This window comes from Rhodococcus sp. MurmanLake-1, from assembly GCF_056945715.1.
In genome coordinates this window covers 1,098,227-1,121,043 of record NZ_JBWZNF010000001.1, presented here as the reverse complement: position 1 = coordinate 1,121,043, position 22,817 = coordinate 1,098,227, and the positions used below count along the sequence as shown (strand labels likewise).

Here is a 22,817-nt window from a genome sequence, read left to right as displayed (position 1 = left end):
AATTCGATGAACGGTAGACCCCGAGGTGTATGGAGATGGCTGAGCGCGACCAAGCACTGACAGAACCCAAGGCAGTGTTCGCGGCGTTGGCGGAGATCCTCTACTCCGCGGCAGACAGCGCCGAGGTGTACTCCGCGATCTGTTCGGCGGCTGTCGAGTTGATTCCCGGTTGCGACCACGCAAGTCTGATGCTGCGACGTGGAAACACCAACGTCACCGTAGCGGCGAGCGACGAGATCGCCGATTATGCAGACGATCTCGAGCGTGCCACCGGTGAGGGACCGTGCATCGACGCCCTCGATACGGAGGCGCCGCAACTCGAGTCGGACCTTCGCACCCCGAATCAGTGGCCCGAGTTCGCTCGGAAAGTAGTGGCAGAGACACCCATTCGCGGATCGATGGGGTTCCGGCTGATGGTCGATCGTCAGAAGTTCGGTGCCCTCAACCTCTTCTCGGACACTCCGGGGGCTTTCACCGAAACCGTTGCCGACCACGCGATCATGTTGGCGTCATTTGCATCCGTGGCCGTCACTGCGCTGACGCGAGGCGAGGATGCCGACTCGCTGCGACGTGGTCTGGCAAGCAGCCGCGAAATCGGTCAGGCCGTCGGTCTGCTGATGGCACTGCATCGTGTGTCCGACGACGAGGCCTTCGACATTCTGGTGCGAACCTCACAAAACATGAACGTCAAGATCGCCGAATTGGCGCGCAAGGTCATCGTCCAGCATCGTTCGACTCTGGACTGAGCGCTTCGTTCGTCCCGGGAGAACCGAGGAGTTGAGATCGCTTGCGATCCACCGTCTCTCGAAGAGCTGTCACCACCGCTGCGACCTCCGGGCGTCGCAAGGATTCCGAACGGGCCACCAACCAATAGGAAAGTCTCACCTCGATGTGAGCCGGTAGAACGCGAATCAAATCGTCGTGCTGCTCGGCCATGAAACAGGGGAGAAGGCCGATGCCGGCACCCGCGCGCGTTGCCTCGATGTGGACGAACACGTTGGTGGACGTGACGGCCTCGGGCATGGAAACTGTGAGCTTGCGAGCCAGATCGAGTTCGTCGACCTGCAGCATCGAGTCGATGAAGTACACGAGCGAGTGATCGGCCAGATCTGCGGCACTCTCGGGAACAGCATTCTGACGTAGATAGTCTCGGGACGCGTACAAACCCAGCGCGTAGTCGGCCAGATGGACTGCTTCGGCGCGGTGAACCTGAGGCTTGCCGACCACAACCTCGATGTCGAGGCCCGAGCGTATCTGCGACGCCTTTCTGGTTGCGACAACAATCTCGACGCTGACGCGGGGATGGCGTCTGCGAACCGCGGCGCCGGCGGGCGCCGCGATGTATGCGCTGAATCCGTCGGTCGCCGAGACTCGCACGACGCCGTCGAGTTGCTGCTGACCGGTGGAGTCGAGCGCCAGTTCGTTCACCGCGGCCTCGATGCGCTCGGCCGCGCTGAGGGCTTGTCTGCCCAGGTCGGTCAGCTCCCAGCCGCCGGACGAGCGAACCAGGACACGGCCGCCGAGACACTTCTCGAGCGAGGAAATGCGGCGCGAGATGGTGGTGTGATTGAGGCCGAGGTCGTCGGCGGCGGTGTTGAAGCGACCGGTGCGACCGACCGCGAGAAGCACTAGTAGGTCGTCCGGGCTCAGTCCGAGAGTCATATCTGCATTTTTGCACCTATATGGTGCGAGATTTGTCATTGTCGTGCCATCAATCTGCACTGATACTCATCGAGTCACAAAAAATGTGCGAGCGGTCACATTCCTGATCGTGAAGAGCAGGCGAATCGCGAACTGAAGACGAGGGAGTCCACGATGAGCGTCGACAACATGCCGAAACCTGAGAGCCAAGCCCCACCATCGGGGCTGAAGAAGGTGGTCGGCGCCTCGATGGCGGGCACCGTGGTCGAGTGGTACGAGTTCTTTCTGTACGGCACGGCGGCCACGCTGGTCTTCAGCAAGGTCTTCTTCCCCGGCGGCGGCAACGAGCTGGATGCGATCATCGCGGCTTTCATCACCTACGCCGTCGGATTCGCCGCCCGGCCACTCGGCGGAATCGTCTTCGGATACTTCGGAGACAAATTCGGCCGAAAGCAGTTGCTGCAGTTCAGTTTGCTGTTGGTCGGCGCCGCAACGTTCTTGATGGGCTGCCTGCCTACCTACGGTCAGATCGGCTACTGGGCGCCGGCAATGCTGGTCACGCTGCGCTTCATCCAAGGATTCGCGGTCGGCGGCGAATGGGGTGGGGCGGTACTCCTGGTCGCCGAGCACAGCCCGAATCGATCGCGCGGATTCTGGTCGTCGTGGCCTCAGGCCGGCGTGCCGATGGGCAACCTGGTGGCGACGGTCGTGCTGTTGATCCTGACGTCGACGCTCTCGGACGAATCCTTCATGAGTTGGGGCTGGCGCGTTGCCTTCTGGCTCTCCGCGGTGATCGTTCTGGTCGGGTACTACGTTCGGACCAAGGTCACCGATGCTCCCATTTTCATTGCGGCGCAGAAGGAAGCAGAACTGGTCAAGGCAACCTCGTACAGCGTTTTCGAGGTCGTCAAGCGTTACCCGCGCGGAGTGTTGACCGCGATGGGGCTGCGTTTCGCCGAAAACGTCATGTACTACCTCGTGGTGACCTTCTCGATCACTTACCTCAAGGTCGTCGTTCATGCGGACACGGCGCACATCCTCTGGTGGATGCTGATGGCACATGCCGTGCACTTCGCAGTGATTCCGTTGGTAGGCAAACTGTCCGACACGATCGGTCGACGCCCGGTGTACATGATCGGCGCCGTCACCGCCGGAACGTGGGGATTCTTCGCCTTCCCGATGATGAACAGCGGGCACAATGCAGTCATCTTGTCGGCAATCATCATCGGGCTCGTGTTCCACGCGTTCATGTACGCAGGCCAACCCGCGATCATGGCCGAGATGTTCCCGACTCGGATGCGCTACTCCGGTGTCTCCCTGGGTTATCAGGTCACGTCCATCGTGGCGGGTTCACTGGCTCCGATCATCGCGACCGGATTGCTGAGCAAGTTCGACTCCTCGGTCCCCATCGCGATCTATCTCCTGCTGGCATCCCTGGTCACCATCGTTGCAGTCATTTTCGCGCGGGAGACCAAGGGAATCTCGCTCGAGTCCGTCGACGCCGCTGACGCCCGTGTTCTCGCCGACGAGCGGGCCGGTGTGTCTGTATGACGCTGACCGGAAAGTCTGCTCTGGTCACCGGTGGTGCCAGCGGGATCGGCGAGGCGTGTGCTCGACTCCTCGCCGCCCGCGGCGCGCACGTGACCGTCGCCGATCTCGACGACGTCGCCGCGAAGTCCCTGGCCGAGGAGATCGACGGCACTGCGTGGGCCGTCGATCTCCTCGACACCGACCAACTCGTGGATCTGTCACTCGAGACGGACATACTCGTCAACAACGCCGGCATACAACGGGTCAGTCCTATCGAGGATTTCGACGTCGAGGACTTCCGGAAGATTCAGCGCCTCATGGTCGAAGCGCCATTCCTCCTCGCTCGGGCCGCCCTGCCGTACATGTACCGCAACAGTTTCGGTCGCATCGTGAACATTTCCTCGGTCCACGGGCTCCGCGCTTCGGCATTCAAGAGTGCATACGTCACGGCTAAGCACGGACTCGAAGGACTGTCGAAAGTTGTTGCGCTCGAAGGCGCCCCACACGGTGTCACCAGCAACTGCGTCAATCCGGGCTACGTCCTGACGCCACTGGTGCGATCCCAGATCTCCGACCAGGCAAAGGTTCACGGAATCAGTGAATCCGAGGTTGTCGAAAAGGTGATGCTCACCGAGAGCGCAATCAAACGGATGGTCGAGCCTGCGGAGGTGGCATCGCTGGTGGGCTGGTTGGCATCGACCGAGGCGTCGATGGTGACGGGGGCGTCGTACACCATCGACGGAGGGTGGAGCGCCAGCTAGACCACCCGAGCTGCTGGGTCTTTCACGCTTCGGGGATCTCGATTCCGAACTTCTCGCGAGTGATGACCTCGGGTTCGGGACCGCCGCGAACTCCGGTGTCGAGTGCGTCGATTGCGGAGAGTTCTTCGGTGGTGAGTTCGAAGTCGAACACGTCGAAGTTCTCCGCAATGCGTGAGGGAGTCACCGACTTGGGGATCACCTGGCGGCCCTGCTGGAGGTGCCAGCGGAGCATCACCTGTGCGGGAGACTTGCCGTGAGAGGAAGCGATAGCGCCGATGGTGGCGTCCTCGAGGGTTGAGCCGTGAGAGCCGTCGCGATAGAACGTGATTCCGCCGATCGGTGACCATGCCTGAGACAGAATGCCGTGATCGGCGTCGGCCTCGAGCAAGGTCGACTGCCTGAAGTACGGATGGACCTCGATCTGGTTGACCGCCGGCACCACGGACGTTGCGTCCAATAGTCGGGTGAGGTGATCCGGCATGAAGTTACTGACTCCGATGGCACGAACCTTGCCGTCTGCGAGAAGTGTTTCCAGCGCCTTGTATGCGTCGATGGTGCGCTCGAACTCGCTCGGCAACGCCTGGTGAAGGATGAGGAGGTCAAGTTGCTCGACTCCGAGTTTGCCTGCGCTCTTGTCGAAGGCGTGCAAGGTCTCGTCGTATCCGTAGTCGGTGATCCAGACTTTCGTTTCGACGAAGATCTCACCGCGATCGAGACCGGATCGCCGGATCGCCTCGCCGACGCCCTTCTCGTTGCCGTAGGCCGCGGCCGTATCGATATGGCGATAACCCACCGACAGCGCGGACTCGACTGCGGCGAGAGTTTCGTCCGGCGGGGTCTGGTAGACGCCGAAGCCCAGCGCGGGGATGTCGACGCCGTTGTTCAGTTTCAGGCTCGGGATGCTCATGTCGTCCACGGTAGCGGCGGCCACTGGTTCGGTGGGAGTGACTGCTCAGCCGGGTAACGGCAGTACCCCTTCAGGCCTGGCAATTTGCAGTTGTGGCTCGTCAATGAGTGAGCACTATCTTCAAGCCGACTATGAGGGTGGCGACGGCAGCGAGGCCGAAGGCTGCCAGATGTGTGTTCGTGCTGACCTTCTCGCCGTGAAGGCGGCTGATCACGTAACTCGTGGATCCGATGCGCAGGATCAAGACGATTTCCGCGATCAACTGCGCCGTCCGTGGTTCCAGGAAGTTGAACCACGCCGTCGCGAGAATGGCGACAGGAACAACCGCGGAGGTGAGGATCGGGACAGAATCGCGCAGCGAGTCGATTCTCTCCGCGGTGGTGAGACGGCGGTCGTTGCGAATGCTCTCGCCGACGCTCTCGGCAAATGTGTGGGCGATATACGTCGACAATGCCGTGCCGACCACAATCGCGGCGCCCAGTGATTCCTGAGATTTCGTCACCGGGACGAGTGCGGCAAGGACAAGAATGTTGCCGTAGATGTACGCGGTGGTTCTCGCCGCCACACGTTCTTGTCCCAGCGGCGCACCGTGAGACGTGATCGGCCGGTTCAGCAGTGTTCGCAGGTCCCACTCCATGTTCAGAGCATGGCAGATCAGACCCTCGGGCTGTAGTGCATCGGATTATCTCGCTGCTCGAGCGGCGGTAGATTGCGCGCCGGTGTGTGGACCAGTGGTGCCCCGGCGGGAATTCTGCCGCTGGCTCGGTCCCATCCCGCGCGAGCGCGCGGTTGATACCGGTATCGCCACGGCACCAGGCGGAAGACGGCGTTGACGGTGCGGCCGACAGCGTTGTGAATTTTCTGATCGCGACTGGTCCACGAGTAGCCGAGAAGGTCGCGAACCGGTTGGTCGTACATGCCCACTGTCAGCCACACGAATCCGCGGGCGAGGGGAATCCGCGTGAGCCGCCACAACGGATCGGGTAGCCACGTCATGTACGGGGGCTTTCCCAGCCCCGACAAATCCAAGACGTCGCGGGTCGCTTTGTTGTCTTCGAGTACGTTGCGGCACATGTGGTCCCAATACTCCTGAAATGCCTCCCAGGTTTCGGGAACCGGGCGCATGCTCATCCCGTACAGGCGGTACCACTGAATGTGCTCGGTAAAGAGTTGTCGTTTCTGGGCCTCGGTCAGGCCACCGGAGAAGTTCTCGGCGGTGACGATGGTGCCCATGAAGAATGTCGCGTGCGCCCAATAGAAGGTGTCGGGATCAAGTGCGTGGTACCGGCGTCCCAGCTTGTCGATGCCCTTGATCCGTGTGTGATAGCCACGGACTTCTTCGGCTGTCTGCTGCGCGCGATCGCCGTCGAAGACCACGCCGGCAATGGGATACAGCGAGCGGTACAGCCGTTCCCAGCGCTCGTCGAAGAACTGCGAGTGCTCCTCGACCCCGGCGCCGAGACCAGGGTGCATGTTTTGCATCGAACCTGCCCAGACACCTTGGAGCATCCCGCGCCAGTCGCCGAAATACTTCCAGGTCAGGGAATCCGGACCGAGGGGAACCGGGGTGCTGCTGTCGCCAAGTTGACTACGCATGTTGTCAGATTAGGATCGACAACAGCGGTAGTCAAGGATCGAATACCGGGTGCATTGAAGAACAAGTGTCGGCGAAGTGGGGAAGTTGTGAGCATCGAAGAACGCAGGGCCACTCGAAAGGCGACGTTGTTCGACGTCGGAGTGACACTGCTCGGTGCGGTCGACGGTCCGGCCGTCAACGTGCGAGCGGTCTGCAAGGCCGCTGGTCTGACCGAGCGGTACTTCTACGAGAGCTTCACCGATCGCGATCAGTACGTTGTCGCGGTCCACACGTTTGTCGCCGAGCGCGCGCAGTCGGCGCTCGCCACGGCAGTGGAGTCCGAGACGACATCCGAGGCAGTCGCCACCGCTGCGGTCGACGCTTTCGTCAAGCTGATGGTCGACGACCCGGCAATGGGGCGAGTGCTTCTGATCGCTCCGCTCTCGGAGCCGGTGCTGAGCGGACGCGGTATCGAATCGATGCCGGCGTTCGTGGACCTGGTGTACGACCAGTTGTCCGAGATTGCTGATCCGGTGGACAAGCAGCTGGTGGCAGTCGGGCTGGTCGGGGCGTTGTTCACACTGTTCATCGGTTATCTCGACGGCTCGATCGTCGTCGAGCGCGAGCGATTTGTGCGCCATTGCGTCCGGCTGCTGATCAACGCTAACCAGGCGTGAACGGCTGGCACACGGGGCAGAAGAAGATATTTCGCTCGGTGAGCTGATCCGGTCCGAGGGTGTCTTCTCTGATGCGGGTTCCGCATCGGCGGCATGGTTTTCCGCGTCTGCCGTACACCCACGTTTGCCTACCTGGGCGGGTGTCGCCGGTGGTGACCCGGATGCGACGCGACTTGTTGACGTTGATGGTGCGGAATGACAGATCCACAATCTCGTCGAGGTTCCCGGCGCGGTGTGTCGGCGTTTTCGGGTGAATGCCTCGTAGGAAGCAGATCTCGTTGCGGTACACGTTGCCCAGTCCGGCCATCACGCGCTGATCCAGGAGCGCGATTCCGATCGGTACGGAGTCTGCAGCGCGAAGATTCTCGACGGCCACGGAACTGTCCCAATCGGTCCCGAGCAGGTCCGGTCCGAGGTGCCCGACGGCCTCCTGTTCCTGCCCCAGTTCGAGGATCTCGGTGACTCCCAGTGAAAAGCCCACTGCTACAGAGTCTTCGGTGGCCAAGATTATGCGCGCTTGGTGGGCGGGTCTGCGCCAGCGCTCGCCGGGGCGATAAATCTGCCACTGACCCTCCATCTTCAGATGCGTGTGAATGGACGCTTCGCCCACGCGGATCAGCAGATGCTTTCCGCGGCTGGCGACGGAATCCACACGATGTCCCGATAAATCGACGGTGGCATAGCGAGGAACGCGGACATCGCAGGTGGTGAGTACCTTCTCGGCCAGGGCAGCGCGCAGATCGTTGGCGGCCCGCCACACGGTATCGCCCTCAGGCATGGTCGCCGCTCCAGCACTTCACGATCGCAACCATCATGACCTCAATCCTCATGATCTCAAACGGAATCCGCGAGGAGTGGCGGCGAAGCCGGCTTCGACCAGGACGGGAGCAAAATCGTTGCCGTGGATGGTCTCTCCGTCGACCTTCTCCACTACCAACTTGTCGACAGCGCGAGAAGTCACCTTCTGGGCAAGCGACAGCGCTGCCAGGCGCAAAGTTCCGCCGTCGTCGGTGAATGTCAGGATGGTGCGACCGCCGCGCTCGACGAACAGAACCAACTCGCCCTCCACCAGAACGACCAGTGCTCCCGCCTTACGTCCGGGTCGGTGTCCGGGTGACTCTTCGCCCCCCGACGCCGGCCACGGCAGTGCTGCGCCGTATGGATTGGCCGGGTCGCACGCCGCGAGAGTGACTGCAGCCGAGGAGGTGTGGCGCCCCTCGATGGAATCACCGAACGTGCGCAAGCGGTCGACCACGGGAGGCGTCGAGAATTGAGCGCCGCCCAGGGTGTCCACGAAGTATCCGCGTCGAGCGCGCCCGTTGTCCTCGAATGTGCTCAGTACCTTGTAGATCAACGCGAAACCGCCCGGCACGTTCTCGCTCATCACCGATCCGCGGGTGACGACGCCGTACCGTTCGAGCAACAGATCGGCCGTGGCGTGCGCCCGGATGGTCGGGTCCGGTTCGATGGCCGGCAGCTGGAACCACCGACCGGAGGCGGTTGCCGGTCCCGTGCGAGCCGGGGTTGAAGCGCGCGCCATTCCGCGGTACGGACGGGCACGAGGAACACGTCGAGGCGATCGGTGACTTGTGGTGGTTCTGGTGGTGTCCGAGAGAAGTGCGCGCAGCGGTGCGACGGTGTCGTTACCGATGTGTCCGAGCCACACCAACTCCCACAGTGCCGTCGTCACCGCACTGTCGACCGTGTCTGCAGCCGACTCCGTAGTTTGCAACGCGTCGACCAACTGGCGGAAGAAGTAGGCACCGCCGCCGGACAGCAGGTCGAGGATGCGCTTCTGCAACTCCGAGACATCGGTGTCGGCGGGCGAATTGAGCGTGATCGGTGCCAGGTCGGCGGGGTGCAGAACTACCCACCCGTCTTTGCCGGAGATTGCTCCGGATCCGGACCACAGGACTTCACCCGTCGAGGTGAGTTCGTCCAACATCGCGGGGGAGTAGTCGGCGACTCGGCTCGGCAGGATCAACGATTCGAGAGCGGACGCCGGAATCGGAACGCCGGCAAGTTGATCGACTACCGTTGCAACACCGTCGATTCCGCGCAGCGTGCCGCCCACATGCTGCCAACCGGGAAGGAAACGTCCGAGCGTTGCGGTACTGACCGGCTCGACCTCTTGCCGTGCCGCGGCGAGCGAGCGACGCCTCAAGCGGCGCAGGACTTCGGCGTCGCACCATTCGCTCCCAGTTGCAGACGGGCGGAATTCTCCTTCGAGAACACGCTTTTCGAGCGCGAGCCGACCGAGAACGTCACGCGCGACGGATACTCCGATACCGAAGCGTGCAGCCGCATCCGTGAGAGTGAATGGTCCGTGAGTGCGTGCGTATCGGCTCAGGAGGTCGTCGAGTGGCTGATCGACCGGCTCGATGAACGCGGCCGGAACCCCGATGGGTAGGGGAACGCCGAGTCCATCGCGAAGGCGCGCTGCATCTTCGACGACGGTCCACCAGCTCTCGCCCGCATAGGAGACGTGGAGGGCACGTTTGTCTGCGACCAACTTGTCGAGCCACGAGACCGGATCTTCGAGACAGCGTTCGGTGACTTCTTCGGTGGTCAGCGGGCCGAGCATACGGAGGAGGTCGGCGACGCCCTCGAGGTCCTTGGCCTTGCGGTCCGGAGCGAGCCGTTGCAGTTCACGTTCTGCCTGCTCGATCACTCCGGCGTCGAGCAGCTCGCGCAGTTCGACGCGGCCGAGGAGTTCGGCCAACAACGTGGAGTCCAACGACAGTGCGGCGGCGCGTCGCTCGGCCAGGGGGCTGTCGCCCTCGTACATGAACGCGCCCACGTAGTTGAACAGGAGCGCACTTGCGAACGGTGAAGGCGAGGGCGTCTCCACTTCGACTATTCGAATCTGGCGCCGTTCGATCTTGCCGAACAATTCCTTCAGTGCCGGCAGGTCGTAGACGTCCTGCAAGCACTCACGCACGGTCTCGAGCAGGATCGGGAATGTCGGGAACTTGCGAGCGACGTCCAGCAGTTGCGCCGACCGCTGACGTTGCTGCCACAGTGGAGCACGCTTGCCGGGATTGCGGCGTGGGAGAAGCAGTGCGCGGGCGGCACATTCGCGGAATCTGGAGGCGAACAATGCCGAGCCACCCACCTCCTGGGTGACCAGATCTTCGATGTCCTCGACGTCGAAGGTGAACAGTTCGGCGCCGGGAGGTTCGTTCTCGGTGTCGGGGAGACGGATGATGATGCCGTCGTCGGAGGCCGTCGGACTGGAATCGACGCCGTATCGTTCCTGCAAGCGGGCCCCGATGGCGAGGGCCCACGGTGCGTGAACCCGTTGGCCGTACGGGGAATGCAGCACCAGACGCCAATCGCCGAGTTCGTCGCGGAAGCGCTCGACAACCAGCGTTCGATCCGACGGGACCTGCCCGGTGGCATTCTTCTGCTCACCGACGAGTTGGATCAGATTGGTTGTGGCGTTGTGATCGAGCCCGCCCACGCGACAACGCTCGACGACGTCGGCTTCGTTACCCAGCGCGGTCTCTCGAACGAATTGTCCCAACGCCTGTCCGAGTTCGGCAGGGCGACCGAGTCCGTCGCCATGCCAGAAGGGCAAACGACCGGGCATGCCGTAGGCGGGGCTGACCAGAACCCGATCGAAGGTGATCTCCTCGATCCGCCAACTGGTGGCGCCGAGCGCAAAGACGTCGCCTACCCGGGATTCGTAGACCATTTCTTCGTCGAGTTCGCCGACTCTTGATGCTTTCTCACCGACCATGTAGACCGTGAAGAGGCCGCGGTCGGGGATGGCGCCGCCGGAAGTGACTGCCAAGCGCTGCGAACCCGGGCGGCCCGTCAGAGTGTTGGACTCGCGATCCCAGACCAGGCGCGGACGTAATTCGGCGAACTCGTCCGAGGGGTACCGCCCGGCGAGCAGATCCAGAGTCGACTCGTAGGCCGAACGGGGAAGCGTTGCAAAGGAACCGCTTCGGCGCACCGTCTCGAACCAGTCGTCGACGTCGATCGGTTCCAGAGCGGTGGCCGCAACAGTTTGCTGGGCAAGGATGTCGAGGGGATTGGCGGGAACGGCCATCGCCTCGATCTTGCCTTCGACCATGCGCTCGACGGTCACCGCGCAGTGAATCAGGTCGGTGCGATGTTTGGGGAAGACGACGCCTCGTGAGATCTCGCCGACCTGGTGGCCCGCGCGACCGACACGTTGCAGGCCGCTGGCAACCGAAGGCGGCGCCTCCACCTGGATGACCAAGTCGACGGCGCCCATGTCGATTCCGAGTTCGAGACTGCTGGTGGCGACGACGCATCGCAATCGACCCGATTTGAGGTCGTCTTCGATGAGGGCTCGCTGGTCTTTGCTGACCGATCCGTGGTGGGCGCGAGCAAGGAGGGGTTCTGCGCCGTAGTTGACCTCGGTGGGAGCTCCGATCTGCGCGGGCGGGCGAGGTGTTTTCTCGACGGCCAGACCGATGCGTTCTGCATGAATCTCGTTGAGCCTGGCTGTCAATCGTTCGGCGAGGCGCCGAGAGTTGGCGAACACGATGGACGATCGGTGATCGAGCACGAGGTCGACGATCTGTTCCTCGACGTGGGGCCAGATCGAACCGGCTTGCGGGGTGGGGGATTCGGAACCGTCGGCGGGCGTCGCGATACCCAATTCGGTCATGTCCTCGACGGGGACACGGACCGTGAGATCGAAGGTCTTGGCGGCAGGCGGTGCCACGATTCGGATCGGTGCCGAACCGGCGAGGAACCGCCCGATCTCCTCGTGGGGACGGACAGTGGCCGACAATCCGATGCGTTGCGCCGGACGCTCGAGCAAGCCGTCCAGACGTTCCAGAGAGAGCGCAAGGTGCGAGCCGCGCTTGGTACCCGCCACCGCGTGAACCTCGTCGACGATCACGGTGTCGACGCCGACCAGTGTTTCCCGGGCAGCGGAGGTGAGCATGAGGAACAACGACTCCGGCGTCGTGATCAGGATGTCCGGAGGACGCTTGATCAACGAGCGCCGATCGGCCTGGGACGTATCGCCGGAACGGACACCGACGGTGATCTCTGGCGGGGTGAGGCCCAGACGTTTCGCAGTTTGTGTGATGCCGACCAGCGGCGCGCGAAGGTTCCGTTCGACGTCCACGCCCAGCGCTTTGAGTGGCGAAATGTAGAGGACTTTGGTGGCGCGTTCGCCTTCGTCCTTCGCGGCGAGTTGATCGAGGGCCCACAGGAACGCCGACAATGTCTTGCCGGAGCCGGTGGGTGCGACGACAAGTGTGTGAGAGCCACTCGCGATGGATTCCCAGGCACCGAGCTGCGCAGCAGTCGGAGCGCTGAAAGCGCCGCCGAACCACTCGCGTGTGGCGGGCGAGAACCTACCGAGGACATTGGTCACGACCACCATATTGCCCCTTCCCACCGACAGCGTGTTCGTGCCCGCAGCCGAAGTGCAGAGCATACTATTTGCCCTGTTATAGCGATTCTCTTGTTATCGAGAAGGCGAGTGCCTGATGGAAGCAGTCAAGATTGTCCTCGAGCTGGCGGTCGTGCTCGGGGCGATTGTCATGGGTACCAGATCGAGCGGTGTCGCTCTCGGTCTGTGGGGCGGCGCAGGTGTTGCCGTCCTCGTGTTCGTCTTCGGAGAGGACGTCGGCAGTCCGCCGGTCGACGCTCTCCTCATCGTCCTGTCCGTTGTCCTCGCGTCGTCGATGATGCAGGCGGCCGGTGGTATCGACTGGATGGTCACCATCGCAGCCAAGTTGATCGAATCTCGCCCGAAACAGATCACGCTGATCGCGCCGTTGGTGTCATTCCTGTTCTCGGTCGGTGCCGGTACGTCCAACATCCTCTACCCGCTGCTCCCCGTCATATACGACGTCTCGTACAAGAACGGTGTGCGGCCGTCACGACCGCTGTCGCTGTCGGTTGTCTCGACCGGTGTGGCGCTGGCGTGTAGTCCGGTGTCCGCGGCGATGGCGGCAATGGTCACGCTGACCGACGTGCCGCCTTACGATTTCGAACTCATCGACATCATCAAGATCACCTTCCCGGCCGCTGTCGTCGGCATCGTCCTCTCCTCCATCGCGGTCAACAGGCTCGGTAAGGATCTCGACGACGACCCGGACATACAGGCGAAGATGAAGTCGGGCGAATTGGCCGGACCTGGTGCAGCGTCCAAGACCGAACTCGTCTCGACGAAGACCGGACGAAACGCGGCACTGATCTTCCTGGCCGGCGTTCTGGCCATCGTGATCTTCGGCCTGTTCAAGGGAATTCGCCCCGAAGCCGCCGACGGTTCCCCGATGGGGATGACACCGATCATCGAAATGCTGATGTTCGTCGTGGGTACGTTGATCCTGCTGGTGTGCCGCCCGAACGTTGCCGACGTGCCCTCGTCGACGGTGTTCCGTGCCGGCATGGTCTCGGCCATCGCGCTGTTCGGTCTGGCATGGCTGACGGACACGTTCATCAGCGCACATTCGGAGCTGATCACGAGCACCGTCGGCGACTGGGTCAACGCCGCGCCGTGGATCTTCGCGCTCGGTGTCTTCCTGGTTTGTGTCCTGACGACCAGCCAGTCGACCGCGACGAGGACGATCGTGCCGATCGGTCTCGCGGCCGGGATTGCACCCGGCCTGGTGAGCGGCATGTGGGCCGGAGCGTTTGCCGGTGTCTATCTGTTGCCGACAAACGGTTCGCAGATCGCAGCTGCGAACTTCGACCTCTCGGGCAGCACGAAGCTCGGCTCCAAGCTCGTCGACCACTCGTTCTTCCTGCCGACCATCATCTTGGCCGTCACGACGATTGCGGCCGGCGCGGTGTTCGGAGTGGTGCTCGGCTGAGTCAGCCTGAGTGATATTGCTGAGTCAGCTGTTGCGGTAGTGGTCCCAGCTCGCCTTGCACGCGTGGGCGAGCTGGTCCACCCGTTCGGCGTCGGGTGTAGGCCAATCGAGGCCGGGTTCCATGATGTATGCGGCCAGTTCGTCTCCCAGTAGGAATTCTCGTTTGAATTCGGCCTGAACCGCACTCAACGTGATCCCGGCTTCGGCGGCGCGGGCGCTCAATTCGGCGAATCGGGCTCCGGCTCGGATGATTTCGAAACTGCCGAGGTACGGCTGATTGAGAGCGACGGCATCTGCATCGTCGACCTGAAATCCCTTGCGATGTGAGACCGCAAGTGTGCGAATGAGCTCCGGATCCATCGTCACGGGATTGTCGCCGCGTCGATTGCCGTGGTGGTCGCCACGATTAGAGAGTGCGACGACGTCGGGGAGTCGATCTGCTTCAGGCCGTTCGACATTGACGGCGCCGTCCCGCCGGGTGGTGTGGTTCATCGTGTCGTGGAACGACAACGTCGTGAACGATCGACCGAGTTCGAAGCTCTTCTCCACCATGGCTTCGATCAGTGCGTCGCGAGTTCTTTCGTAGACACCCAAACCGTGTTCGGCTGTCTCGGTGAAGGTCTCGGCGAGGTTCTTCCAGCCCGCGTCGTCGGTCGGCTCGAGCAACAGGGGGTAGAACGAGAAGGTGACAGGGCGAACTGCGTCGACGCCGGTGAGGTCTGCTTTGTTGCCTGCACCGGCCTTGTGGACGCGGGCGAAGGCTTCGCGCAGTGACGCTTCCAGGTTTTCGGGCTTCGCACGGTTGGGATCGCGAATCATGCGAGGGTGCGGATTCTCCACGTACACGATGCGCGAATCGATTTCGGCCCAACGGCGCACGATGGGACTGGTGGACATGTCGGTGAAGTCGAATTGCAGCCGCTGTGTGAACTCGGGTGCGAGAAAACGTGAGAGTTCTGCTGGAATCGCGGAACCCGAGTGTGGGCAACTGACAAGAAGGTCGGCTTCGGCGATGGCGTCGTCGAGACTGCGGGAGTCGCGATCGGCATAGAACGTCAGGTCCTCCGGCGTGAACACGGTTCCGGCCGGGATGAGTACTGGTTCTCCACTGGTCATGAGCCCCAGCGTAATCGAGTGCAACCGTGCAGACTCAGTATCCGCTGAGTCGTTCCACCAGAGCTGTCTTGATCTCCGGTCGACCAGCCGCGACAAGAGTGAAGGTGGCTTCTCGCATGAGCCGCTCGGGGGTGTTGCTGCCGACGAGGGCGCGGCTTCCGGTCGCGGTGACGAGCGCGGCCGATGCTCGTATCGCAAGTTCCGATGCGCGGGCGCGTGCGGCCGACATGTCGCCGCCGCCGCGCAGTGCTGCATCGAGATCGGCGCGCGCCCGGGCGGCTTGTTCTTCGAACGCGTCGGCGTCGACTCCCAGATCCGTGAGTTCGGTCACGGCGCGGCGGGTGATGCCCATGGCCATCGCGCCGTTGAGCCACAAGCCGGGGAGTTGGGTGCTCTGGAACTGTTCGTCGCTGACGACAGCACAGACGTCGGTATCGGGAATTTCGAAAGCGTCGAACACGATTCGGACGGTGTTGCTCCCGCGCGCCGCGATCAGTGGAAGCTCCTCGATCGTCAGACCCGGGGCCTCGCCCACCGGTACGACGGAATGAACGATGGAATTGTCGAACTCGTCGCGCGCCGACACCAAGAGAACATCGACGATGCCCCAACCGGTGACGAAGGGTGCGATCCCGTCGAGGACGTAGCCGTCGTTCACCCGCTTGGCCCACAGGAGCGGTGGGCGGGGGATAGCGCCGGCATAGGCAACCCCACCGCGAATCGTGCCGGAAACCAGACCGTCCCAGTATTGTTCGCGCAGAGACGTATTGGTACTCGCTGCCAGGGCCCCGACGACGCCGTGATGCTGCATCCAGGTGAACGTCGTCGCGAGGCAACCGCCGCACAAGGTTTCGAGGACCTCGACCAGTTCTTCGCTGCTGGGGCCACCCTCACCGAGGGCGGCGATGCCGTAGAAGCCGTCGGCGGCGAGCGCGTCGAAATGGCTGCTGGGGATTTCTCCGTCGGCGTCGACGCTGTCGGCGACGGGAAACAGAACGGTATCGGCGATCTCACGCGCAAGTTCCGGCCACTTGGTCACGCTGTCAGGGTAAGCCGCGAGCCGGGGTTGTGGTGTGGAACTGCAGCGGTGGCGTATCTAGAAGGACGGCGGTGAACTCACGATGAGGAATCTCGCAACTGCAGCGGTGCGATTGAACCACCGATGCGGGATGGTCGAGGTGTAGAGGAGGGTATCGCCGACATGAAGAACGTGATGCTCGTCCAGCCCGACCTCGACCTCGACAGATCCTTCGAGAACATGAATGAATTCTTCGCCGGCATGCTCGGTGTGCTCACCTGCCTCGGAGTGAGGTGCTGCCGTGATCTCGTTGGGTTCCATGGTCCGTGAACCGGTCGAGCAGAATCGGATCACCGAATCGTGTGCCAGTTCGAAGGTTCGCCCCTCGCCGGCGCGGACGAGGCTGGACGGAGTTCGCTCGCCCTGTGCCAAGAGTGAGTGCGCCGTGGTGCCGAGCGATTGCGCGAGGCGATGAAGGTTCATGACGCTGGGTACTGCGTGCCCGTTTTCGGTTTGGCTCAGGAATGGCTGCGACAACCCTGACTTCACGGCAACCTCACGCAACGTCAAACCGGCTTCTTTTCTCGCTGTCCGCACGGCTGCCCCGATTGCGGTCGCTATCGCTCTCTGGTCGTCGTCCATGTGCCGAAGATAGCAGTGCTCTGGTGAAAGTTTTGATTACACAGACGAAACAAATTCGACCACGGTAAGAAATTATCGACGTGCTGAATAGTCCCGTACACGAAACACTTCCAGCTTCGGACGGAGATCGGCGCATGGCCATCCATCCAGTCGACCAGCGGCTCCCCATTGCCCGCCAGTCTGCTTTTGCTCTTCAGCACGTCCTCATCATGTACACCGGTTGCATCACGGTTCCGCTGGTTTTCGGTGCCGCAGTCGGGCTGGACCGCAGCACGGTCGCGATGCTGATCAGTGCGGACTTGCTCGTTGCAGGCATCATCACGATCATTCAGAGCCTGGGCGTCGGCAAGGTTGCCGGTGTCCGCCTGCCGATCGTCTGCGGTGCGACGTTCGCCGGGCTGACGCCCATGATTCTGATCGCCAAGGAGTACGGCCTGCAGGCCGTGTACGGGTCCATGCTGGTCGGTGGCGTGGTCGGCATAGCGTTGGCCGTTCCGTTCGCCAAAATCGTCCGATACTTCCCACCCCTGGTCACCGGCGTCGTCCTCACAGTCATCGGCATCTCGTTGATCGGTGTCGCGGGAGGACTGATCGTCGGAAACGACCCGACCTCCCCGTCGTTCGCCGATCCGAAGAACCTGGCGCTGGCTGCCGCAGTCGTTGTGGTCGCGGTGGCGTTCATCTGCCTCGGTCGCGGGATGTGGACGCAACTCGGTGTACTGATGGCACTGGTGATCGGTACCGTGATCGCCATCCCGATGGGTCTGATCGATCTGAGTGGCGTCGGCGGCTCGGCCTGGGTGGGCTTCCCGATGCCGTTCCACTTCGGCGCTCCGGAGTTTCCCGTCACCGCCGTGGTGGCGATGAGTATCGTCATGGCAGTCGTCTTCGCAGAATCGACGGCGAGCATGCTGGCGGTCAGCGAGATCACCGGAAAGCCTTTGAAAAAAGCAGATCTCGCACGCGGGCTGGTGGCCGACGGCATGTCGGGAGTTCTGGGCGGAATCTTCAATGCCTTTGTCGACACCGTTTTCTCGCAGAATGTCGGCGCCGTTGCCACGACCCGGGTGTACAGCCGGTACGTGACCGCTACCAGCGGTGCCATTCTGATCGTTCTCGGCCTCATCCCGCGAATGGGTGAAGTGGTTGCAGCCCTGCCTGATCCGGTGGTCGGCGGCGTCGGAATCATCTTGTTCTCCACTGTCGCCGTGGTCGGAATCAACACACTGCGCAAGGTCGATCTCAGTGACCCGATCAACACCACGATCGCTGCTGTGTCCGTCGGAATCGGTATTCTGCCGGAATTTGCGGAGGGGATGTTCGAGCGATTCCCCTCCTCGGCTCAGATCCTCCTCGGTAGCGGCATCACCTTGGCTGCGGCCTCTGCCTTTTCACTCAATCTGCTGTTCAATCACACCCGACTCGGTGAACTCGCGAGGCGATCGCGAGAGAGCCTCCATGCCACTGCAAAATCTGAACCCGCCACCAGCTCTGCAGGAGACGCCAGTGTCACAGTCCCAGTCTGATCCCTTCGAAGTTCCCGTCATCGACATCTCGCCCTACGTGCTCGGTGGTGCCGACCAGGACAAGGCGCGAGTGGCCGCCGAAGTCGACCATGCCTGTCGGACTGTCGGTTTCATCCAGATTCGGGGCCACGGTGTTCCGACCGATGTTTCTTCCGGCCTCGCCGAAGCCATGGACGACTTCTTCGGACTGCCGATGGAGACGAAGTCGGGCTACCGAATCGAGGGCGCGAATCGTGGGTACAGCCCGCCCAAGAGCGAGTCGCTGAGCTTGAGCCTCGGCGTCGAATCCGCGACTCGGATGAATGACTTCTTCGAGGCCTTCAACGTCGGAACCGAAGCCAGATCATTCACCGAACTCGAACTGTCGGAGGATGATTACGGAATCAATCTGTGGCCCGCAGTGCCAGGTTTCACGGAACGAGTGGAGAATTACTATGCCCATGGCGAGCGGGTGGCACGCACACTGACCACCATTTTCGAAGATGCGCTCGGTCTGACCCCAGGATTCTTCGAGTCGATCACCGATCATTCCATCGACGTACTGCGGATGAACAACTACGCATTACCCGAAGGGACGGTGACATTGGACGGTGAGTTGAAGGGTATGGGCGAACATACCGATTTCGGGCTGGTCACCGTGCTGTGGGCGGATCAGGTCGAAGGTTTGCAAGTACTCGGGAGCGACCGACGCTGGCACGATGTCTGGCCGGTCGACGGCGCGCTACTGGTCAATCTCGGGGATCTCACCGCGCGACTGACCAACGACAGGTGGATGTCCACGCTGCACCGAGTTGCGCCTCCGGTGGTGAACGGCACCATCAAGCGTCGGCGATCGGCGGCCTTCTTCCACGACGGAAACGTCGACGCGGTGATTGCGACTCTGCCGAGTTTTCAGGACGACTCCGGCTTGGAGTACGAATCCATTACCGTTCGCGATCACATCAAGGCCAAATTGGCCGGGTCGAGGCAGGGAAAGTCCAACGCCGCCGCAGGTCGTGAGGCGGCTCGGGTACTTTCGGCTGCAGAGCTCGAGATCAAGCAGTGAGTGCACGGAACATCGTCCTCATCCACGGAGCGTGGGCCGGCGGTTGGGTCTGGGATCGTGTGTGTGGCCCACTGACATCGGCCGGCTTCAATCCCGTTGTGGTGGAGCTTCCAGGCTCGGGAAGTTGGAACCCCGACGACGTGATCGATCTCGACGTAGTTGCCGAACATGTTGTGGCAGTCGTCGAGTCCCTGGACGGGCAGTGCACCCTCGTCGGTCACTCCGGCGGAGGCATCGTGGCCTCGCAGGTGGCTGAGTTACTGCCTTCGCGGGTAGCGGGTCTTGTTTACGTCGCGGGGATGATGCTTCCATCGCAGATGGACTTCGGGATGCTCTGCATCGAAGTCGGTCTGGCAAGTCCGGTCGGGATCTCACGTTGGTTGGTCCCCGTGGACGACGGGAATGCGACGGTGGTTCCGCCCGAAGCCGGTGCCGCTGTGTTCTTCCACGAAGCGCCGGTGGCTGATGCGATCTTCGCCGCCCGCATGCTCGTTCCACAACTGGAGTCGGCCCGCCTGATGGCACCCGTCTGGACGGAAGAACGATTCGGAACCGTCCCGCGTTTGTATGTCGAATGCACGCTCGATCGAACCGTGCCGATCGAAGCTCAACGTGCCATGCAAAAACTTGTTCCCGGTGCCCAGGTGGTCAGCCTGGACACCGACCACGCCCCGCAGTTGTCGGCGCTCCCGGAGTTGATCGAAGCGATCGCCGATTTTGCCCAGAACGCGTTCAGCCGAACTCGACGCCTTGAGCCAGCGGCAACTGGTCCGAGTAGTTGACGGTATTGGTGGCTCGGCGCATGTAGGCCTTCCATGAATCCGAACCCGATTCGCGTCCGCCGCCCGTCTCCTTCTCGCCGCCGAATGCGCCGCCGATCTCCGCACCGGACGTTCCGATGTTCACGTTCGCGATGCCGCAATCGGAGCCGTCGGCGGCGAGGAAGCGCTCTGCTTCTCGCTGATCGAGTGTGAAGATCGAGGATGAAAGTCCTTGAGGTACACCGTTGTGCAGCGCAATAGCGTCGTCGAAGTCGGTGTAGGTCAAGACATAGAGGATGGGTGCAAATGTTTCCGCCCGTACCACCTCGGTCTGTGCGGGCATGCGAACGAGAGCAGGTGTCACGTAGAACCCGGATTCGCCGACGCGATCACCGCCACACACCACGGTTCCGCCGTCGCCGCGCGCGGCCGAGAGGGACTTCTGCATTGCCTCGTACGCGGCTTCGTTGATCAGCGGTCCGACCAGAACACCGGAATCGAAGGGACTACCGACCTGGAGTTGCGCGTACGCGGACGCAATGCGGTCGACGACGTTGTCGGCGATCGACTCGTGAACGATGAGTCGGCGCAGTGAGGTGCAGCGCTGCCCGGCAGTTCCCGCGGCGGAGAAGACAATTCCGCGCACGGCAAGCTCGAGATCCGCCGACGGCGTGACGACCGCGGCGTTGTTCCCACCCAACTCCAGAAGACTTCGTCCGAAGCGCGCGGCGACCCGCGGAGCCACGGCGCGGCCCATCCGCACGGAACCCGTGGCGCTGACCAAGGCCACGAGTGGGTTGTCCACCAGCGCCTCACCGACGTCACGTCCGCCGACGACCAACTGGTGCACGTCGATCGGTGCTTCACAATCCGCGAGCGCACGCCGCAGGAGCGCATGACATGCCAGAGCGGTCAACGGAGTGGTTTCCGAAGGCTTCCAGACGACGGAGTCGCCGCAGACCAGAGCAATGGCGGTATTCCACGACCACACCGCTACCGGAAAGTTGAACGCAGAGATGACCCCGACAACGCCGAGCGGGTGCCACGTTTCCGACAACCGGTGGCCGGGACGTTCGGACGGCATGGTGCGCCCGTAGAGCTGCCTGGAGAGACCGACCGCGAACTCACAGATGTCGATCATCTCCTGTACCTCGCCGAGAGCTTCCGAGGTGACCTTGCCTGCCTCCAGCGTCACGATCTCCGCGAGATCCTCCTTGTGCTCGGTAAGTAGGCTGCCCAGCCGCCGCACGACCGCGCCGCGCGCCGGAGCGGGGACGGTGCGCCAGGTGAGGAACGCTCGATGAGCCGCCTCGACGGCGTCGTCGACCTCTCGGCCGGAGTGCTGCCGGACCGTACGCAGCTGTGTGCCGGTGATCGGCGTGTGTGCGCTCAGATCACCGGCGGGCCACTCGACACCGCAGGCAGCGAGGGCTCTCTCGGCGCGATCGGCGAGGCTCGAAGGATCAGGCAGGTTCACGGGGAGTCCTCTGTGTTTGAAGGCGGGAGTGTTTGTAGGCGGGAGTGGTTGTTGGCGGGAGAAAGCAGGGCACGTGATGCCTCTTGTTGTGCGCGGTACAGCTCGAACGGATCTTCGATGGTGCGGTCGATGGCGCCCTCCAATCGATCCTGCCCGTATTCGGCGCCGGGCGCATCGGAAACGAATCCGGTCACGGAATCGAGATTGGACGCGAAGATCCCGGCCGCGGATGCCGGTAGGAAGTCCTCGTAGACGATCGGGTCGCGGACGACAACAGTTCCTTCGTTTCGGTACGTGAAGTACGCCAACCCCGCGTCGTCGAGTCCGTCCTCGGTGTGCGGAAATTCGCTGTCCCAGTCGGCGTCCGCGGGCCTTGCGATCAGTCGGTCGTAGATTGCACGCCCGCTGCGGGTCAACGCGATTCCGCGTGCCTCGACCTCGCCGAATCTGACGCGGACAGGTTCTGTGGTGACCGATCCGTCCGGCCGGCGAAAACGTCTGTCTTCGGCGAGTGCGCGAAACGACGTCTGCCGCAGAAGCAGTGGCGGTCCATTCCATCTCGGCGGGCCTTGGATGCGGTCGATCATGGTGATGCCGCGCTCGGTCATTCGGCGGTACAACTCGTCGATGTCGAGCACTCGCGGGGTGAGGTGGTTGACATGTGTCGAGCTCTGGCCGGCGATGTCTGCGGCGACAGGTGAGATCGCGGCAAGTTCGCGATACCAACCGGCGTCGATGGGATCGGTGCCGAGCCGAAACGCCGAGGTCGCCGCTTCGACGAATTGTGTCGCCTCGGGCTCCGGTAGGCCGCACTCGCGGTTCGCTTGCCGTGCCCACTGCAGAAGTTCTGGAGAGAACAGGGTGCGGCGACGCAGGAACCCGGTGATCCGACGCTCGAGGTCGGTGTCGAAGAACCTGGAATCGGAGCCGGTCAGTACCGAAGTGAAAACACGGAACGGGTTCCGGGCGAGTTGGGCAGGGTCGGTGGGGCGAAAGGCCGTCGAGACAACGGGAATGGGGGAGTCGGTGAGCCGGAGGTCGTAGTAGCCGACCGGAAACATACCGAATCCGCCGAAGACGGTGGCTACGTCACGTAGTTCGTCGAGAGTCCCCAGTCTGATGGCGCCGTGACGCTCGGCGCTGACTCTCGCCAGGCTGCCCAGGCGCTCCGCCGAATCCGGATGCTCGGCGGCAAAATCACGGTTCACCTGCATCGTTACATCTACCAAGGTGTTGTAAGCGGGGACCTCGTCCCCATACATCTTGGCGAGGGCCGCTGCGAACCGTGCACGTAGCTCCCAGGTTTCAACCATACGAATGTCCGATTG

The 22,817-nt window shown here is 62.6% G+C and carries 19 protein-coding genes; 8 read left to right on the top strand and 11 right to left on the bottom strand.

The genetic code is table 11. From position 1 onward, the window contains the following. Window positions 1-29 precede the first annotated feature (29 nt). A complete protein-coding gene (locus AC2ETI_RS05150; protein ID WP_019747714.1) occupies window positions 30-746 on the top strand; it encodes a GAF and ANTAR domain-containing protein in 717 nt (238 codons plus the stop codon). Here AC2ETI_RS05150 and AC2ETI_RS05145 read toward each other — a convergent pair. Beyond that, complete coding sequence (locus AC2ETI_RS05145) at window positions 715-1,662, bottom strand: LysR family transcriptional regulator (protein WP_172933442.1); 948 nt, start codon at window positions 1,660-1,662, stop codon at window positions 715-717. The genes AC2ETI_RS05150 and AC2ETI_RS05145 overlap by 32 nt on opposite strands. Window positions 1,663-1,815: 153 nt before the next feature. On the opposite strand from AC2ETI_RS05145, the gene AC2ETI_RS05140 reads away from it, so the two are divergent. Both AC2ETI_RS05140 and AC2ETI_RS05135 read left to right on the top strand, forming a co-directional pair. After that, a complete protein-coding gene (locus AC2ETI_RS05140; protein ID WP_020969173.1) occupies window positions 1,816-3,192 on the top strand; it encodes an MFS transporter in 1,377 nt (458 codons plus the stop codon). Further along, window positions 3,189-3,932, top strand: a complete 744-nt coding sequence (locus tag AC2ETI_RS05135) for a 3-hydroxybutyrate dehydrogenase (RefSeq protein ID WP_020907052.1) — start codon at window positions 3,189-3,191, stop codon at window positions 3,930-3,932. Before AC2ETI_RS05140 ends, AC2ETI_RS05135 begins: the two co-directional genes overlap by 4 nt. Window positions 3,933-3,954: 22 nt before the next feature. On the opposite strand, the gene AC2ETI_RS05130 is transcribed toward AC2ETI_RS05135, so the two are convergent. The 3 genes from AC2ETI_RS05130 to AC2ETI_RS05120 form a co-directional block, all read right to left on the bottom strand. After that, window positions 3,955-4,839 carry an aldo/keto reductase gene (locus tag AC2ETI_RS05130; protein ID WP_172933443.1) on the bottom strand — a complete coding sequence of 295 codons (885 nt, stop codon included), beginning with the start codon at window positions 4,837-4,839 and terminating at the stop codon, window positions 3,955-3,957. Between the two features lie 100 nt (window positions 4,840-4,939). Beyond that, window positions 4,940-5,476, bottom strand: a complete 537-nt coding sequence (locus AC2ETI_RS05125) for a hypothetical protein (RefSeq protein WP_019747719.1) — start codon at window positions 5,474-5,476, stop codon at window positions 4,940-4,942. A gap of 17 nt (window positions 5,477-5,493) precedes the next feature. Next, window positions 5,494-6,435, bottom strand: coding sequence for an oxygenase MpaB family protein (locus AC2ETI_RS05120; RefSeq protein ID WP_019747720.1), 942 nt, complete (start codon window positions 6,433-6,435; stop codon window positions 5,494-5,496). 87 nt (window positions 6,436-6,522) lie between these two features. Here AC2ETI_RS05120 and AC2ETI_RS05115 point away from each other — a divergent pair, with 87 nt between their 5' ends. Beyond that, entirely contained in the window at window positions 6,523-7,092 is a 570-nt protein-coding gene (locus AC2ETI_RS05115) for a TetR/AcrR family transcriptional regulator (RefSeq protein WP_019747721.1), read from the top strand. Here the strand turns inward: AC2ETI_RS05115 and AC2ETI_RS05110 are convergent. Both AC2ETI_RS05110 and AC2ETI_RS05105 read right to left on the bottom strand, forming a co-directional pair. Then, entirely contained in the window at window positions 7,079-7,870 is a 792-nt protein-coding gene (locus tag AC2ETI_RS05110; RefSeq protein ID WP_317559274.1) for a DNA-formamidopyrimidine glycosylase family protein, read from the bottom strand. The genes AC2ETI_RS05115 and AC2ETI_RS05110 overlap by 14 nt on opposite strands. A 48-nt stretch (window positions 7,871-7,918) precedes the next feature. Further along, window positions 7,919-12,466 (bottom strand): ATP-dependent helicase, encoded by a 4,548-nt coding sequence (locus AC2ETI_RS05105; RefSeq protein WP_031330957.1) that lies wholly within the window; start codon window positions 12,464-12,466, stop codon window positions 7,919-7,921. A gap of 106 nt (window positions 12,467-12,572) precedes the next feature. Between AC2ETI_RS05105 and AC2ETI_RS05100 the strand changes: the two genes are divergently transcribed. Next, the gene (locus AC2ETI_RS05100) at window positions 12,573-13,904 is read left to right on the top strand and encodes an anaerobic C4-dicarboxylate transporter family protein (protein WP_020907057.1); all 1,332 of its coding nucleotides are present in this window, start codon (window positions 12,573-12,575) and stop codon (window positions 13,902-13,904) included. Window positions 13,905-13,928: 24 nt separating this feature from the next. On the opposite strand, the gene AC2ETI_RS05095 is transcribed toward AC2ETI_RS05100, so the two are convergent. From AC2ETI_RS05095 to AC2ETI_RS05085, 3 genes are read right to left on the bottom strand one after another with little or no spacing between them, the layout of a single operon-like run. Beyond that, window positions 13,929-15,020, bottom strand: a complete 1,092-nt coding sequence (locus tag AC2ETI_RS05095; protein WP_483633625.1) for an N-formylglutamate amidohydrolase — start codon at window positions 15,018-15,020, stop codon at window positions 13,929-13,931. Window positions 15,021-15,054: 34 nt separating this feature from the next. Then, a complete protein-coding gene (locus tag AC2ETI_RS05090) occupies window positions 15,055-16,059 on the bottom strand; it encodes an acyl-CoA dehydrogenase family protein (protein ID WP_019747726.1) in 1,005 nt (334 codons plus the stop codon). A gap of 57 nt (window positions 16,060-16,116) precedes the next feature. Next, a complete protein-coding gene (locus tag AC2ETI_RS05085; RefSeq protein ID WP_003940980.1) occupies window positions 16,117-16,680 on the bottom strand; it encodes a helix-turn-helix domain-containing protein in 564 nt (187 codons plus the stop codon). Between the two features lie 134 nt (window positions 16,681-16,814). On the opposite strand from AC2ETI_RS05085, the gene AC2ETI_RS05080 reads away from it, so the two are divergent. The 3 genes from AC2ETI_RS05080 to AC2ETI_RS05070 are packed head-to-tail and all read left to right on the top strand — an operon-like array spanning window position 16,815 to window position 20,033. Continuing rightward, window positions 16,815-18,206 carry a uracil-xanthine permease family protein gene (locus tag AC2ETI_RS05080; protein WP_029255021.1) on the top strand — a complete coding sequence of 464 codons (1,392 nt, stop codon included), beginning with the start codon at window positions 16,815-16,817 and terminating at the stop codon, window positions 18,204-18,206. Next, window positions 18,187-19,251: an isopenicillin N synthase family dioxygenase gene (locus AC2ETI_RS05075; RefSeq protein WP_070796160.1), complete on the top strand. Its 1,065-nt coding sequence runs from the start codon at window positions 18,187-18,189 to the stop codon at window positions 19,249-19,251. The genes AC2ETI_RS05080 and AC2ETI_RS05075 overlap by 20 nt, the downstream gene beginning before the upstream one ends. Beyond that, window positions 19,248-20,033: an alpha/beta fold hydrolase gene (locus tag AC2ETI_RS05070; RefSeq protein WP_113683021.1), complete on the top strand. Its 786-nt coding sequence runs from the start codon at window positions 19,248-19,250 to the stop codon at window positions 20,031-20,033. Before AC2ETI_RS05075 ends, AC2ETI_RS05070 begins: the two co-directional genes overlap by 4 nt. Here the strand turns inward: AC2ETI_RS05070 and amaB are convergent. Together amaB and hglS are read right to left on the bottom strand one after the other, a co-directional pair. Then, the gene (gene amaB / locus AC2ETI_RS05065) at window positions 19,984-21,489 is read right to left on the bottom strand and encodes an L-piperidine-6-carboxylate dehydrogenase (RefSeq protein ID WP_021343689.1); all 1,506 of its coding nucleotides are present in this window, start codon (window positions 21,487-21,489) and stop codon (window positions 19,984-19,986) included. The genes AC2ETI_RS05070 and amaB overlap by 50 nt on opposite strands. Then, window positions 21,486-22,802 carry a 2-oxoadipate dioxygenase/decarboxylase gene (hglS, locus tag AC2ETI_RS05060; RefSeq protein WP_042951383.1) on the bottom strand — a complete coding sequence of 439 codons (1,317 nt, stop codon included), beginning with the start codon at window positions 22,800-22,802 and terminating at the stop codon, window positions 21,486-21,488. The genes amaB and hglS overlap by 4 nt, the downstream gene beginning before the upstream one ends. Between the last annotated feature and the right edge of the window lie 15 nt (window positions 22,803-22,817).

Excerpts from the sequence above, each read along its gene's own strand:
- AC2ETI_RS05150 (WP_019747714.1), top strand. The coding sequence starts at position 30 with ATGGAGATGGCTGAGCGCGACCAAGCACTGACAGAACCCAAGGCAGTG.
- AC2ETI_RS05145 (WP_172933442.1), bottom strand. The coding sequence starts at position 1,662 with ATGACTCTCGGACTGAGCCCGGACGACCTACTAGTGCTTCTCGCGGTC.
- AC2ETI_RS05140 (WP_020969173.1), top strand. The coding sequence starts at position 1,816 with ATGAGCGTCGACAACATGCCGAAACCTGAGAGCCAAGCCCCACCATCG.
- AC2ETI_RS05135 (WP_020907052.1), top strand. The coding sequence starts at position 3,189 with ATGACGCTGACCGGAAAGTCTGCTCTGGTCACCGGTGGTGCCAGCGGG.
- AC2ETI_RS05130 (WP_172933443.1), bottom strand. The coding sequence starts at position 4,839 with ATGAGCATCCCGAGCCTGAAACTGAACAACGGCGTCGACATCCCCGCG.
- AC2ETI_RS05125 (WP_019747719.1), bottom strand. The coding sequence starts at position 5,476 with ATGGAGTGGGACCTGCGAACACTGCTGAACCGGCCGATCACGTCTCAC.
- AC2ETI_RS05120 (WP_019747720.1), bottom strand. The coding sequence starts at position 6,435 with ATGCGTAGTCAACTTGGCGACAGCAGCACCCCGGTTCCCCTCGGTCCG.
- AC2ETI_RS05110 (WP_317559274.1), bottom strand. The coding sequence starts at position 7,870 with ATGCCTGAGGGCGATACCGTGTGGCGGGCCGCCAACGATCTGCGCGCT.
- AC2ETI_RS05105 (WP_031330957.1), bottom strand. The coding sequence starts at position 12,466 with ATGGTGGTCGTGACCAATGTCCTCGGTAGGTTCTCGCCCGCCACACGC.
- AC2ETI_RS05100 (WP_020907057.1), top strand. The coding sequence starts at position 12,573 with ATGGAAGCAGTCAAGATTGTCCTCGAGCTGGCGGTCGTGCTCGGGGCG.
- AC2ETI_RS05095 (WP_483633625.1), bottom strand. The coding sequence starts at position 15,020 with ATGACCAGTGGAGAACCAGTACTCATCCCGGCCGGAACCGTGTTCACG.
- AC2ETI_RS05085 (WP_003940980.1), bottom strand. The coding sequence starts at position 16,680 with ATGGACGACGACCAGAGAGCGATAGCGACCGCAATCGGGGCAGCCGTG.
- AC2ETI_RS05080 (WP_029255021.1), top strand. The coding sequence starts at position 16,815 with ATGGCCATCCATCCAGTCGACCAGCGGCTCCCCATTGCCCGCCAGTCT.
- hglS (WP_042951383.1), bottom strand. The coding sequence starts at position 22,802 with ATGGTTGAAACCTGGGAGCTACGTGCACGGTTCGCAGCGGCCCTCGCC.